We start from the raw sequence: 14,513 nt of genomic DNA on the forward strand, positions 1-14,513 counted from the left end.
CGTGCGCATCCTGCCGATCCGCGAGGAGCAGCTCAAGGAGCGTCTCGGCGAGCGATTCCGAGAACTCGATGTACCGCTGCTCGTCGAATGGCTGGATGGTCGGCGTGCCGCGCTGCTGTTCGTCTTTGAGGAGGAGACCGATCCGCGGCGCTTCTCGATCCATCGCCTGGCGCACTATTGTCTAGACCTGTCGGTGCTGTGCGAGACCGAGCGGGTGGTGCCGGTGGTGATCTTTCTGCATCCGGGCACTTACCCCGAGCAACTGCGGCTCGGCAGCGAGCAGCAGGTCTACCTGCATTTTCACTACCTGCACCGTGCGCTGTTCGCCACCCCGGCGCGTGACTACCTGACCAGCAGCAATCTGGTTGCGCGGCTCACGCTGCCGACCATGGCCTACACCCCGGACGAAAAGTTCGAGGTCATCGCCGCCGCGACCCGAGGGCTGATGGATCTGGAGCCCGATCCCGAACGCCGGCTCAAGTATGCTGACTTCATTGATGTTTACGCCATGATGGATGAGGCCGAGCTAGAACAGTACCGCCAACGTTATCCGCAAGAGGCTGGAACCATGATGCGATTTTCCGAGCGATTTATTGAGCAAGGCCGCCGAGAGGGCCAGAAAGAAGAAGCCCGACGGCTTCTCGGCACGCAGATCCAGCTGAAATTCGGCGAGCTGCCGGATTGGGCTGAACAACGCCTGACGCAAGCAGATCAAGCCGTCTTGGAGGACTGGTCAGCAGCCATCTTATCCGCCGACAGTCTGGAGTCGCTACTCAGGCAGCATTGAGTTCTCGATCAGGAGCGGTCCATGAAAATCAGCGATCTGGTTCGGTTCAACGACGAACGATTCTTCGATGGCGCCGTGCAGCTGCGCTGGGTGCAGGAGCGGCCAGAGCTGGCGCGTGAGGCGGCGACCGCCTTTTGTTTCATGGCCCGCGCTATCACGGCGCGAGCGACGCGCGACAAGATGGCATCGATGGCGGCTATCGGCTGAAAGATACCGCGAGCCTGGTTGCTGATCTGCTGGCGTCATTGCTGGCTGGGCAGCGCGGCGAGGAGCGCAATCCGTTCTGGTTGGCGGTGGCCGGTTACGGCGCTGGTAAGTCGCATCTCTCCACCGCCATCGCCTGCCTGTTGAGCGCTCCCACTGATGCGACCGCTGCGCAAATCATCGCCAATGTGCAGCAGGCGGATGCCGAGATCGGCGCGACGCTGGCCAGGTCGGTGTCTCAGCTGTCGAAGCCGGCGCTGGTGCTGTGTCTAGATGGCATGGCCGGCTTCCATTTGGGCAACGCGCTGAGCCAGGCGGTGTTCGCGCAGTTGCAGCGTTATGGGGTGGATGCGGGCGCCATCCGCGAGCTGTCTCCGCGCTTTCAGACCGCGGAGCAGTTTGTACAGCGCAACCTGGGTATCCGCGCCGAGGCCTTCGGCAAGCGCCTGCCGGGTCTGGATGGTGATGTGATCTGCGCGCGGCTGCGTCATCACGATGAGGCGATCTATACCGAGGTCGATGCGCTCTACGCGGAGGCTAACGGTGTGCCGATCCCGGTGACGGGTCAGGAGTCGGCGCAGGAGCTGATCCAGACCCTGTGCGAGGTCTATTGCGGCGAGGATGGGGCATTCTCGGGTGTGGTAATCCTGTTCGATGAGTTTGGGCGCTATCTGGAGTATGCGGCCGAGAAGCCGCAGCTGGCCGGTGATTCCGCGCTGCAGCAGTTGTTTCAAGGGGTGCAAGACCATAGCGGCAAGGTGCGCTTTGTCGGGCTGATCCAGTATGAGCTAAAGGCCTATCTGAAGCGCTTCAGCAGCGCCGATCTGCGCCAACTGCAGCGCTATATCACGCGCTTCGATGCGGCGGAGAAGCTGTATCTGTCGACCAATCTGGAAACCCTCTTCGCGCACATGATCGGCAAGGATGAGGCCGGCATGGCGGCGATCTGGGAGCAGACCGGAGCGGAGCGGCAACAGCAGGTAACCTGGCAGCGGTTGTCGCGGGCGCTGCCGGAATTCGAGCGGTATCCGGTCTGGAGCGATGCCGAGCGCTGCGCGCGGGTGATTGCCCGGGGCTGCTGGCCGCTGCATCCGCTAGCGACCTGGTTTCTGACTCGTCAGCGCGATCTGGTGCAGTCGCGCTCGGCATTGACCTTTATCAAGGATGTGGTCGAGCGCATTGGCGACGAGGAGGCGGTGAGCGCGGCGCGGTTGCGTCAGGTGAGCGCGGCGGAGCTGGTGCTGCGCAGCATGCTGCCGGAGATGATCGCCGCTGAGCAGCAGACCGGCGCGACCGTGGCCGAGACGCTGCAATTGCTGCTGGAGAAGTTTCAGGGCCATCTCAGTGACGCCGAGCGCTTGCTGCTGGCGGGCGTTGCCGCGCTGGAAAAGATGCGCGTCGGCAAGCAGGCGCAGTTGGATGCGGGGCAGCTGTTGGCGGAGGCGACGGCGCTCGATCCGCAGACCTTGCAGGTCGCGCTGCAACGCCTGAGCGCGGATCTGGGGGCGCTGGAATGGAATGCGGACCTCGGTCAGTACGAGCTGATTGCCGATGCCTCGACGCGTGGGCAGTTCCAGCAGTGGCTGCGTCAGCGTCAAAACACGATCACGGCGGAGATGGTGCGCGATCTGTTCGTCGGTCGTGGTGCGGCCGATAGCGAGATCGGCAATATCGAGACCGGCTTTGGCTCCAGCCGTCAGATCGCCACCCCGGATTGGTTCTTTGAGGCGCAGTGTGCGCACATCCATTCGTTGGAAACGGCGGTCAAGACTGCGTTTGAGGACTGGCAACAGGCGAGTTTGCCGAAGGATGCTAAGGGCCGGGTGATCTATCTCTATCTGCATGCCGAGGATGATCCCGCGCTCATCGATCAGCGCTTGTCGGCTGCCTTCACGGCGGCGCTGGCGCGGATTGGGCAGCCTGCGGCGCCGATCTGGGTGGTGGGCATTGCCGATCGCACGGGCGCGATCGCCCATCATCTCGGGCGTCTGTATCTGTTCGATGAGCAATTGTCGGCGGAAGAGCGGGAGCGTTTTCGCCGCTTCGTGCCGGAAGAGCAGGAGCGCAGCAAGCGGGCGCTGAAGGAAGCGGTCGAGGAGGGAATCAAGGAGCGTCTCTACTGGGTAGCGGGCATCAGCGATGTGCCCACGGGGCGCTTGTCGCGCGTTGGCGAGCAGATTTTTGCGCGGGTCTATCCGCAGGCGCTGCCCTTTCCGTTCGATGGCTTTACCACCTCAAGTGGTGGCGGGGCGGCGGATGCCAGCCAGTTGGCGCGCAGTCTGATGATGCGTCAGATCGACGGCAACTGGGTGCCGGCACAGCCACGGCGGCTGCAGAATCGGGTGGCGGAAGTACTGGTGCGCAGCTGGCGTGCACTGACCTCGGCCGGCAAGCTCACCGAGCCTCAGAACCCTGAGGTGAAGCTGGCCTTCGATTGGCTCAAGCAGGTGCATGGCGATGATCCAGGGCGCAGCCTCTGGGTGTCTTACCAGGCCTTGATGGCGCCACCCTATGGCCTGAATGCCTCTTCGGCAGCAGTGTTGCTGGGGCTGTTGATCGGCGGCGAGCATCCACCGCGACGAATCGAGCACGGCGGTCAGATGGTGGCGGCGATGGATTGGGTCACGTCGGCGTTTCCCGCACAGCGCGGCAAGCATTTCCTGGATGACGCGATCCTGCGCAAGACGACGCTACGGTTTCTCTCCGAGGATAGTGCCGGGCGCTGGCGCGCCTTGCTCGAGCGCTGGGAGACCGAGGAGCGTTATCAGGCGCTGGTCGAGCTGGATCGGGAAGCGCAGCAGATGCAGAAGGCTGAGCCGGTACCGGAGGTGCTGGAAGGGCGGCTGAAGTATCTGCAGGACAAGTCGGTGAAGGCGGCGATCCAGCTGCGGGAGTTCAAGGCGAAGCTGGTTGAATGGGAGCAGGGGATCGAGCGCGCCGAGCGGCAGAACAAGGTCGGTGAGCTGTTGCGGATCTCGACCCTGCTGTTCCGCCAGCGCCGGCAGGTCGAAGACGGAACCTGTTGGCCGAAGCAGTTTGGCAATGACTGCGAGAAGCTGTTGGCGATTGGACGCGAGATGGTCTCCGAGCGCGTCGGCGGCTGGATTCCGCGGCAGGGCTGTCAGAGTCCCGCCGAGGTTGGAGCCTTCAGACAGCGGATGGAGAAGGCCATCAGTAGCCTGCAAGACTTGGGTTTTGTGACCGAGGCGAAGGCGCTCGAGCAGCAGGCGCAGCGCTCCATCATGCAGGTGGAGAAGCGGCAGCAATTCATCCTGATCCTGAACGAAAGCGATGACTATCCGCGCCAAACCGAGCCCAACAGCTCGACGCCGGTGCGCGAGCTGCGCGATGGGATCGCGAAAGGCGATGCCTTGATCGAGGGCATCAAGAAGACTCAGTCGGTGCTCGGGGAGGCGGAGATCAACGCGCGGATCAAGGCCATTGAGCATCGACAGCAACAGTTGCGCAAGGTCTTAGAAGACCAGAACAAGCAGCTCAGCGCGGTCTACAGTCTGCGCTTGGAGCGCGAAGAGGCTGTGCGCGAAGCGTTAGTTCAGGTCAACCGCTTGCGCGCCATCTTTGTCGAGACGCCGGATCTCGGCGACATCAATGATCTGGCCGTGCAATTGCAGCGCGTGATTGCCGATAGCGCTGCCTGGACCGCGGACGATGTCTCGCCCGAGCGTCAGCAGGAGCTACTGCAACAGCAGATCAGCGATCAACTGGCGACACTGACGCAAGACTTTGAGCAGCAGGAGATCGAGCCGGCCTGGGAGATGGCCGCGCTCTATCAGGCGCTGGCCAAGGAACGGGTCGAGGCGACTCAACGCCGATCAGAGGACTGGATCAAGCCACGTCAGCAACTGACTAGCGCGATGGCCAACGCCAGCGCTGCTGACTGTGATCGCCTGGAGAAGGAACTGGCCGCCGCGCCTGGCTATCTGGCTGAGGCGCATCGCGAGCAGGTCGAAGCCCTGCGCGAGGCCCTTGCGCTGCGCCGGCATGCGCTGGACCACGAGGCCCGCCTGGAACGCCTGGCCAAGTGGCGAAGCCAGTTCCCGGCGACTGAGGACATCGGCACGCTCGGTAAGCCCGAGACCGAGTTTCTGCTGAAGGCGTTGGAGAACCCGCCTGACAGCCTCACGGCAGGGGAAAGCGCCGAGCTAGCGCCGATCGCCCATGCCCTGGCGATGCATTATGACCAGATGAGTATGGATGACATTATTGCGCGCATTCGGCGACTGCCTGAGGAGCGTCAGCGGGAGCTGATTAGCCTCCTGACAGCTGAGATGGCCTAAAATGGCACCCCTAGGAGTTCTTATTGCTGGGGGCGTTGCGTTTTCTAGGTAAGCACCATGACAACATGCGTGACGACATGAATCTCGAGGAAGAGGATTGGTGAGCTAGAAGGAGCCTGTGATGTTCGATACTGAAGACGCGCTTTTGCAGCAGATCCAGCTTGGCGAAGACGGTCGCCTCGAGTTCAAGGCGGTGCAGTTTCGCGGCGAGCGAGTTACTGGTCCACATGCCGATGGGCTTGCGGATGAGTTGGCGGCCTTTGCCAATAGCTCGGGCGGGGTTGTGATCTTAGGTTTCGATGAGGGGAGCAAGCAGCCTCAAGGTCTCAGTGTTGAGGAGTTGGATCGGCTTGAGCAGTGGCTGCAAGGCGTAATTGCGGATCGCATCAAGCCGCCCATGCTCTGCCGCATTGAGAAATGGAGACTGCCCAATGCGCAGGGACAGCCCCAGCCGATTCTCAAGGTCGATATCCCGCGAAGCCTATTCGTTCATGAGAGCCCGAATGGACATTTCTATCGAATCGGCAGTAGCAAGCGACGCATGTCGACCGAATATATCATTCGCCTTGGTCAGCAACGCAGCCAGACTCGGTTGATTCGCTTTGATGACCAGCCTGTGGTACAGGCGCCTCTGTCTGCGCTTGATGCCTCGCTTTATGAGCGTTTTCGCACCTCTCGGAGTCGCGACGAAGCAACTGACTTTTTATCTAAATTGGGCCTGGCCGCGCGGGATGACCAAGGTGAGCTGCATCCTTCGGTGAGCGGTGTATTGATGGCCACCGCCGAGCCGCGTGACTGGATGCCGAATGCCTTTATTCAGGCAGTTGCCTATCATGGCACATCACCCGCGGAAACCGATGGGAATCTTCCTTATCAACTGGATGCGCGTGATCTCTCTGGGCCACTTGATGAGCAGGTGCGCGAAGCCTGTCGTTTCGTTGCGCGAAATATGAAGGTGGCGGCGGTCAAGACAATGGGCAGGAGGGATATTCCGCAATACGATCTGACGGCGGTGTTTGAGGCGATGGTCAACGCTGTGGCGCATCGTGATTACGCGATCTATGGCGCCAAGATTCGCTTGCGATTGTATTCTGATCGGCTCGAGCTCTATTCACCTGGCTCGATTCCAAATGCGATGACGATTGAGAGTCTGCTGTATCGGCAATCGGCTCGTAACGAGACACTGACCAGTCTGCTCGCAAAATGCCCAGTGCCAACGGAGCTGTCTTGGCTACAAAGCGACCGACAAACCTACATGGACAAGCGTGGTGAGGGTGTGCGGATCATCTTTGAGAATAGTGAAAGACTCTCCGGGCGCCGCCCAGAGTATCGACTGATTGATGATGACGAGTTGCTGCTGACGATCTTCGCGGCTACCGGGGTTGTATCGAGTCATGAATCGCTCTAACTTAATAAGCTTATCGGAAGACGCTATTCGCGCAATGCTGCGAGGTGAGTTTGGCGAGCCTGTCCGAGCGGAGGTGAAGCGATGGATATGAGGCTGTCTGCCTTTGTCGATGCTCTTAAGGGCTTCAGCGATCTTGTGTCGCTGGATTTAGAGATCAGAGAGGCGATTGGCCAGGACGATGGCGCTCGCTCATCGAGGTAAAACCATCGGTCGGCGGACCTATCTGCACATCGATGCACTCACGACTGTGCAAGCGAGCGCTGGCAGCGATTGGCAAGCGCTTGTTGTCGCCGCTGAGCAGGCGGTCGGGGTCGAGCGCGGAGTCGGCTTTAATGTTGTGCGGCTCGATGCGGAGAGCGGCGAGGTTGCGCTGCTGCATTATCCGGCATTCTTTGATGATCCCTTCCCGGCGCTGCGCGAGAGCTGGCGCTTTGAGCCGGCCACAGGCGCGGTGGGCTATCGCACCTATGCCGACTCGCTGAATCCGCCCATCCTGCACCGCAAGGAGCTGTTGCTGCCGGCTGATCATCCGCGTCTGGAAGAGTATCAGGCGCTGACCGAGGCAGCCGAGTTGATTGGTCTGTTTGAAGACACCACCCGCATTGGTTACCGTCGACAATGGCTGGAGTTGGTGCGCGCCAAGGGCTATCGATTCGACGGGCATCTATTGGTGCCGCTCGGCAATGTTGAGGACGATGGCGATGGCGCGGGAGATCGCGAGGGAGATGGCCAGCAAGATCGAGAGGGAGATCGCGCGCGGCAGGCTCTAGCTGCCGGCGAGGCCGCCAGCCACGGCGCTGAGCTGGAGGGTAGCTTGTACGGCCTGCCGGAAGGTGGGCCAGCGCCTGGAGCAGGCTCCGGTGCGGATGGCGCAAGACCTTCGCCCGCCGGCTGGGAGGCGGCGCGCCATCGCACCGCGATGGTCCGCTATGGCTTCTCGGCGCCGATCCAGAGCCTGGCGCGGCATGGCTTTCTCGATGGCCAATATCGACTGTTCGACTACGGCTGCGGGCGCGGCGACGATCTGCGCGGGCTGCGCGAGAACGGCCTGACGGCGAGCGGTTGGGACCCGTATTTCGCGCCTGAGCAGCCGATCCAGTCGGCTGATCTGGTCAATCTCGGCTTTGTCATCAACGTCATCGAGGATTTCGATGAGCGGCTTGAGGCGTTGCAGCGGGCCTGGTCGCTGGCTGAGCGGTTGCTGGTGGTCTCGGTGATGTTGGCCAACCAGAATGATCCGCGCGGGACGTGCTTTCGCGATGGCGTGATCACTCAGCGCCAGACCTTCCAGAAGTATTTCACCCAGCAGGAGATCAAGGCGTTCCTGACCGATGCGCTGGACGAGGAGCCGATCCCGGTGGCGCCTGGGGTGCTCTATGTCTTCCGCGATAAGGATGCCGAGCAGCGGTTCTTGGTCGAGCGCTATCGCCGTCGGCGCTCGCGGCTGCGTGATCCTTCGGCACCCGCGTCGGCATCGGTGCGGTCGGCGCGGGCGCCGCGCATCAGTCAGCGTCGGGATCGACGTCTCGAGCAGTATGCCGCTCATCAAGCGCTGCTCGAGCGGCTTTGGGAGCAGTGGCTCAGTCTGGGGCGGCGGCCGGAGAAGGCGGATCTCGACGCCCCCGAGCTGCTGGCGCTGAGTGAGGGTTTCGGCAGTCTCAGTAAGGCGCTGCTGTTCCTCGAGCGCTATCAGCGCGAGACGCTGGGCGAGGAGGCGATCACCGCGCTGCTTGAGTGTGCCGAGGCCGAGCGCATGGCGGATCTCGAGGTCTATCTGGCGTTGCAGCAGTTCGAGCGTCGCCGTCCGTACACGCATCTTGAGGCGGGTCTGCAGCGTGATATCAAGGCCTTCTTTGGGGATTACGCAGCAGCGCGCACCGCGGGCTTTGCAAGCCTGCTGCGGATCGCCGATGTCGAGGCGATCACCGCGGCTTGTCGCGAGGCGTGGGAGCATGGTCTGGGTTGGCTTGAGCTCGCGGAGGCGGAGGCCGGAGCTGAGCGCACGCTGTACGGCTCGCTGACGTTGCATTCCAGTCTGGTCGAGCAGCTGCCGGCGTTGCTGCGCGTCTACATCAACGCGGCGGCCGTGCTTTATGGCGACCTGCACAATGCCGATCTGCTCAAGATCCACATCGGCTCCGGCAAGCTGACGCTGATGCGCTTCGACGATTTCGACGGTCGGGCGCTGCCGCGGATGCTGGAGCGGGTGAAGATCAAGCTGCGCGAGCAGGATGTGGATCTGTTCGGCTATGGCGAGGTCTTCGAGCCTCCGTATCTTTACCGCAAGTCGCGCTTTATCAATGAGGAACATCCGGGCTATCCGGAGCAGGTTGCGTTTGATGAGGCGTTGGATCAGCTTGAGGCGCGTGGGTTGCTCGATCTCTCCGGTTACGGGCCGGCCGCGGCGGAGCTGGACGCGCGCTTGGCGCGACACCGCTGGGAGGTCGACGGGCTGCGGCTTCGACGCCTGCAGACTGCGCCGGCGCTGGATGATTCTTGCGGTCAGTTCTTGCGCTTTCGTGATCTGATCGAATGCGGCGAGACCTACCAGCGGTTAGCTGCTGAGGGGGCCGGCATCGACAATCTCCCGCAACAGCCAGAGAGCTACAACGCGCTGCTGGAGCTGGCGGAGCAGGTGCTGGACCCGGTGATCGACTGGTTTGGCATGATCCAGCTCACTTACGGCTTCTGCTCACCGCCGCTGGTGCGCCAGATTCCAGGGCGCATCGATCCGAAGCGCGATCAGCATGCTGCGCACGAGCGCAACCGGCTTGGCAACCTCATCTGCCCGCGCTTAGGCGCTGCGGTCGACTTCATCATCGCCGATGAGGATATGCACGAGGTCGCGCAATGGGTGGCTGACAATACGCCCTTCGATCGGCTCTACTTCTACGGCGCAGACAAGCCCATCCATGTCAGCTACGGCCCCGAGCAGTCGCGTCAGTTGGTCAGCATGCTGCCTGGCCCGAGTGGCCGCTTGGTGCCGCGGACGCTCTCCCTGGAGGCATTTCCAACTCTCCGCTCTGCACTCGCCGATCGTATTTAAGCCGGTAGTCGTGCTTGAGCTCATCGATCGAGGTGATCCCCGGCATGAACAGCATGCGCTCGGACAGCCCGGTGACCATGGCCGCCGAGAATAGCGCCCAATAGCCGAACGTCTGCCAGTAAGACAGGATGCTTGCTAACGCTTGCGTTTGGCGAAGGCGCGCAGCCGACCGCGCTTTTGGCGCTGGCGCGGTGTGAGCTCATTCTTGCGTCCAGCGAAGGGGTTGGCGCCGCTCTTGAGCTCGAGGCGTAGCGGCGTGCCTTGCAGGCGCAGGGCATCGCGCAGGCGTTTGATCAGATAACGCTGATAGCTCTCGGGCAGGGCCTCGGTCTGGTTGCCATGGATGACGATGATCGGCGGATTGCGCCCGCCTTGGTGCGCATAACGCAGTTTGATCCGGCGTCCATGGACTAGCGGTGGCGAATGCTCCTGAACCGCATCCTCGAGCAGTCGAGTCAGTAGGGGGGTTGGTAGGGTGCGCATTGCGCTCTCATAGGCCCGATCGGCGGCCTCCAGTAGGAGCCCGACGCCGCTCCCATGCAACGCGGAGATCAGGTGCTGTTCGGCAAAGTTGAGGAAGGGCAGTCGGCGCTCGATGGTGGCTTTGAGCGCGGCTCGGTCATCGGGCCTGAGCCCATCCCACTTGTTCACGGCGACCACCAGCGCGCGACCGCTATCGATCAGATGGGCGGCAAGGGTGGCGTCTTGCTCGCCGATCCCGACATGGGCATCCAACACCAGGATCGCGACATGGCAGGCCTCGATTGCCTGCAGTGTCTTGACCACGCTGAAGTGCTCGATGGGCTCGCTGATCCGCGCGCGGCGGCGCATGCCGGCGGTATCGATCAGTCGATACTGACGCTCGCCGACCGCGAAGGGGATCTCGATGCTGTCGCGGGTGGTGCCGGGGCTGTCGTAGACGACCACGCGCTCCTCGCCCAAGAGCCGATTGATCAGGGTTGATTTGCCGGCATTGGGTCGACCGACGACCGCCACGCGGATGGCGCTCTGATCCTCTTCGGGTGCTGCTGAGTCCTCGGCGTCGGGTAGATCCTCGAGCACCCGCGTCATCAGTGCCGAGACACCGCGGCCCTGGATGGCGGCGATGGGTTGCGGGTCGCCTAGGCCGAGTTGGTGCAGCTCAGCGGCGGCCAGATTCCAATCGAGATGATCGACCTTATTCGCGACCAGGGTGACCGGCTTGCCGGTGCGTCTTAGCTCTGCGGCGATCTCGAGATCGCCGGGCGTGGTGCCGTCGCGCGTATCAACCAAGAACAGCAAGCGGTCGGCCTCGCCGATGGCGATTCGAACCTGCTGTTCGCTGAGTGCCTCGATGCCGTCACCGCCGCTGATGCCGCCGGTGTCGACGACGACATAGGGGCTTGGCCCGATGCGGCCGATGCCGTATTGGCGATCGCGAGTCAGTCCAGGGAAATCCGCGACTAAGGCATCGCGGGTTCGGGTGAGCCGGTTGAACAGTGTCGACTTGCCGACGTTCGGTCGACCCAGTAAGGCGATGACCGGTAGCATCCTGCTTAATCCTGTCCGCTCGGGACGGAAGACTCGGCGCTCAGGTTTGCGCCTGAGCCGCTGGCGCGGACTGCGGCAATGGTGCCGTTGTCGAGTTGGAGATAGAGCGTTTGGCCGACCACCACAGGCGCCGAGGTCACGGCTGCCTTGGCGACCCTTAGCCGACCGAGCAGCCGGCCATCGCGGCGCGAGACGAGATGAAGATAGCCTTCCAGATCGCCCACCGCCAGCGCATTACCGATCACGACCGGCGCGGTGAGCTGCCGATGGCGCAAGCTGTCTTGGCGCCAGCGTCCAGCGCCATCGGTGGGGTCGGCGGCCCAGAGCTGATCATCGGAATCGGTGATGTAGAGCGACTCCGGGGTTGCCGCCAAACCGGCATGGGCAGAGAGCTCACGCCGCCAGAGCACCGCGCCGCTGCCGATATCCACGGCGGCCAGATCGCCATTGAAGCTGGCCACGAACACCTGGTCGCCAAGCACGACGGGGTCGGTGTCGATATCGGCGATCCGCTCGAGCTCGGTGCGGCCGCTGGGTGGCGAGACGAGCACCTCCCAAATCGGTATGCCCTGGGTGTAGTCCAGGTAGACCAGTCGACCACTGGAGATGCCGACGATGATGCCGTCTGGGCCTGGGGTTGGGCTGCTACTGCCGCGAAGGGTCAAGATGGGCGCCTGATGGCTAAAGCGCCAGCGCTGGCTGCCATCGTTGATATCCAGTCCGTAGATACTGTCATCGATGCTGTGAACCACGACAAGATCGCCGATGAGGCGCGGCACGGAGAGGATCTCGCTGCTGAGCTGGGCACGCCAGCGTTGGCTGCCATCGCGGGTTGAGAGCAGCAGCACTTCGCCGCTCGAGGAGCCGACCGCCAACTGCTCTCCCTCGACATCTGGGCCGCCGCTGTAGGGTCGGCCGGTCTTGCGCTCCCAGACCACTCGGCCATCAGCCGCGTTCAGCGCGCTGATGATCCCGCTATGGTCGGCGGCGTAGACGCGGTTTCCCGACACTGCCGGGCGCAGGCTGAGCGCCCGGCCGTCGCTGCCCTTGCCAATGCGCGTCGTCCAGAGGGAGCGGAGCTGGATCTCTTGAGGGGGCGTCTTGGTTAGCGGCGAGGGGGGGTTAGGATCTTTATCGCGACCGAGGCCGAGCCAGCCAAGACCGAGACTACCGCAGCCTTGCAGCAGCAAGGCGCTGCCGAGGCCTGCGAGGAGTCCGCGGCGGCGAATGCAGGGTAGACGCTGGGTGTTCATGATGGTCAAGAGGCGGAGCGGGGCGCAGCCGGCAGGTCTTGGAGCTTGAGCTCGATCAGCCGCGAGAGACCGGCGTTGCCGGCGATCGCGGCCTCGTAGGCGGCGCGGGCCTCTGCGGTTTGGCCTTTGGCGACTGCGATATCGCCGCGCAGGCCGGCAAAGTCAGCGCTGAAGGCCGTTCCTTGATCCTGCTGCTCGATCACGGCTAGTGCGTCATCCAGCGCGTTGCTCGCAATTAGAACCCGCGCTAGGCGAAGCGCGGCCAGTGTTGCGAGGCTGGGGTCTTTGGCCCGCTCAACCGCTGAGCGCAACGCCTTAGCGGCGCCATCGAGATCATCCTGTTCGACGCGGACCTTGGCCAGCGCCAGATCCGCTAACGCGGCATAGGGCGTGCCGGCGTGCTGATTCACCAAGTTTTCGGCCTGCTTGATCGCCGAATCATGCTGTCCGCTGCCTGTGGCCATCATGAGCTGCTCGAAGGCAAGCGAGGCGTTTTGGCCGACCTGATCCTGATGATTGACCCAGGCGCGCCAGCCAAACACGGCAACCAGACCGATCAGGATGCCGGCAACGACGGCGGTGCCGTTCTCCTTCCACCATTTCTTGATTGCTTCGACCTTTTCGTCGTCAGTGGTCAGCTCAGCCATGGGTGTCCTCGGTGAATCATCAGCGAATATCGGAGAGAGAGATAGTCAGGGGTTAGAGGAAGTTGCGCAGTCGATCGGCAAGCGCGTCGATCGAAACGCTGATCTGCTCGGCCTTGGCCTGTGGGTCATCGCCGTCGGCACCACGCAGCGGCTTGATGCCGATGCGCTGCTCGGCTAGCTCGTCGTCACCGAGCACTAGTGCGACCTTGGCGCCGCTGCGGTCGGCGCGCTTGAATTGGCTCTTGAAGCTGCCGCCGCCGCAATGGCACAGGAGTCGCAGCTGGGGCAGGGCATCGCGGATCTGTTCGGCGATCGGGATGGCGGCTGCCGTGGCTTGCTCGCCGACTGCGATCAGGTAGGCGTCGGCACTCGGCGGTGGCGGCATCTGACTGAGTTCGAGCAGACGCTCGATCCCGAGTGCGAAGCCAACGGCTGGCGTGGCGCGGCCGCCGAGCTGCTCGACCAATCCATCATAGCGCCCACCGGCGCACACCGTACCCTGAGCGCCGAGCGCATCGGTGATCCATTCAAAGACGCTGCGATTATAGTAGTCGAGTCCGCGCACCAATCGCGGATTGATCTGGTAGGCCACCCCGGCCTGCTCGAGCCCGGCGCAGAGGGTCTCGAAGTGCGCGCGCGATTCGCTGCCAAGGGCCTCGGTGAGGCTGGGGGCCTCGGCGATCAGCTCCGCCAGGTCGGGGTTCTTCGAATCCAGCACTCGCAGCGGGTTGGTCTCTAGGCGCCGGCGGCTGTCGTCGTCGAGACGGTCTTGATACTGCCGCAGATAGGCGACGAGCTGATCGCGATAGGCAGCGCGCTCAGCGCGATCGCCAAGGCTATTGATCTCGAGCCGCAGCTGGGTCAAGCCGAGTGCGCTCCAGAGTCGGCGCGTCAGCAGGATCACCTCAAGGTCGATATCCGGGCCGGCAAGGCCAAACACCTCGACGCCGATCTGGTGAAACTGGCGATAGCGCCCGCGCTGTGGACGCTCGCGGCGGAACATCGGGCCGCGATACCAGATGCGGCGTGGCTGATCCAGCAGTCCATGCTCAATCGCTGCACGCACGCAGCTCGCGGTGCCTTCGGGGCGCAGGCTGAGCTGGTCGCCACCGCGGTCCTCGAAGCTGTACATCTCCTTCTCGACGATGTCGGTGACCTCGCCGATCGAGCGTTTGAACAGCTCGCTCTGCTCGACCAGTGGCGTGCGCATCTCCTTGTAGCCATAGCGTTCGAGCACAGCCCGGGCGCAATCCTCGAGCTGCTGCCAGCGCGCGCTCTCGTCGGGGAGCAGGTCATGCATGCCACGGATTGCACGCAGTGGGGTCTGCCTTGCCATCAGG

Annotated in this window: 9 protein-coding genes; 5 read left to right on the top strand and 4 right to left on the bottom strand. The window is 63.0% G+C overall.

Annotation, left to right across the window (positions count from 1 at the left end):
• The first annotated feature begins 1 nt into the window (after position 1).
• The 5 genes from VBE63_RS03090 to VBE63_RS03110 all read left to right on the top strand — a co-directional run bounded on the left by VBE63_RS03090 (position 2) and on the right by VBE63_RS03110 (position 9,743).
• Positions 2–787 carry a hypothetical protein gene (locus tag VBE63_RS03090; protein ID WP_323681531.1) on the top strand — a complete coding sequence of 262 codons (786 nt, stop codon included), beginning with the start codon at positions 2–4 and terminating at the stop codon, positions 785–787.
• A gap of 21 nt (positions 788–808) precedes the next feature.
• Positions 809–994, top strand: a complete 186-nt coding sequence (locus tag VBE63_RS03095; protein ID WP_323681532.1) for a hypothetical protein — start codon at positions 809–811, stop codon at positions 992–994.
• Positions 922–5,289, top strand: a complete 4,368-nt coding sequence (locus VBE63_RS03100) for a hypothetical protein (protein ID WP_323681533.1) — start codon at positions 922–924, stop codon at positions 5,287–5,289. Before VBE63_RS03095 ends, VBE63_RS03100 begins: the two co-directional genes overlap by 73 nt.
• Before the next feature lie 121 nt (positions 5,290–5,410).
• Positions 5,411–6,697 carry an ATP-binding protein gene (locus VBE63_RS03105; RefSeq protein ID WP_323681534.1) on the top strand — a complete coding sequence of 429 codons (1,287 nt, stop codon included), beginning with the start codon at positions 5,411–5,413 and terminating at the stop codon, positions 6,695–6,697.
• Between the two features lie 178 nt (positions 6,698–6,875).
• Positions 6,876–9,743: a DNA phosphorothioation-associated putative methyltransferase gene (locus tag VBE63_RS03110; RefSeq protein ID WP_323681535.1), complete on the top strand. Its 2,868-nt coding sequence runs from the start codon at positions 6,876–6,878 to the stop codon at positions 9,741–9,743.
• Between the two features lie 135 nt (positions 9,744–9,878).
• Here VBE63_RS03110 and der read toward each other — a convergent pair whose 3' ends face one another.
• The 4 genes from der to hisS are packed head-to-tail and all read right to left on the bottom strand — an operon-like array spanning position 9,879 to position 14,509.
• Positions 9,879–11,273 carry a ribosome biogenesis GTPase Der gene (der, locus tag VBE63_RS03115; protein WP_323681536.1) on the bottom strand — a complete coding sequence of 465 codons (1,395 nt, stop codon included), beginning with the start codon at positions 11,271–11,273 and terminating at the stop codon, positions 9,879–9,881.
• A gap of 5 nt (positions 11,274–11,278) precedes the next feature.
• On the bottom strand, positions 11,279–12,526 hold the full coding sequence (bamB, locus tag VBE63_RS03120) for an outer membrane protein assembly factor BamB (RefSeq protein WP_323681537.1): 1,248 nt from the start codon (positions 12,524–12,526) through the stop codon (positions 11,279–11,281).
• Positions 12,527–12,531: 5 nt separating this feature from the next.
• Entirely contained in the window at positions 12,532–13,173 is a 642-nt protein-coding gene (locus VBE63_RS03125; protein ID WP_323681538.1) for a YfgM family protein, read from the bottom strand.
• Between the two features lie 52 nt (positions 13,174–13,225).
• Positions 13,226–14,509 carry a histidine--tRNA ligase gene (gene hisS / locus VBE63_RS03130; protein WP_323681539.1) on the bottom strand — a complete coding sequence of 428 codons (1,284 nt, stop codon included), beginning with the start codon at positions 14,507–14,509 and terminating at the stop codon, positions 13,226–13,228.
• Between the last annotated feature and the right edge of the window lie 4 nt (positions 14,510–14,513).

The sequence above is a fragment of the Lamprobacter sp. genome (assembly GCF_034860625.1).
Classification (GTDB): Bacteria; Pseudomonadota; Gammaproteobacteria; order Chromatiales; family Chromatiaceae; genus Lamprobacter.

Bases quoted from the DNA above. Each gene is read 5' to 3' on its own strand.
- VBE63_RS03110 (WP_323681535.1), top strand. From the start codon at position 6,876: ATGGCGCTCGCTCATCGAGGTAAAACCATCGGTCGGCGGACCTATCTG.
- VBE63_RS03095 (WP_323681532.1), top strand. From the start codon at position 809: ATGAAAATCAGCGATCTGGTTCGGTTCAACGACGAACGATTCTTCGAT.
- der (WP_323681536.1), bottom strand. From the start codon at position 11,273: ATGCTACCGGTCATCGCCTTACTGGGTCGACCGAACGTCGGCAAGTCG.
- VBE63_RS03125 (WP_323681538.1), bottom strand. From the start codon at position 13,173: ATGGCTGAGCTGACCACTGACGACGAAAAGGTCGAAGCAATCAAGAAA.
- bamB (WP_323681537.1), bottom strand. From the start codon at position 12,526: ATGAACACCCAGCGTCTACCCTGCATTCGCCGCCGCGGACTCCTCGCA.
- hisS (WP_323681539.1), bottom strand. From the start codon at position 14,509: ATGGCAAGGCAGACCCCACTGCGTGCAATCCGTGGCATGCATGACCTG.
- VBE63_RS03105 (WP_323681534.1), top strand. From the start codon at position 5,411: ATGTTCGATACTGAAGACGCGCTTTTGCAGCAGATCCAGCTTGGCGAA.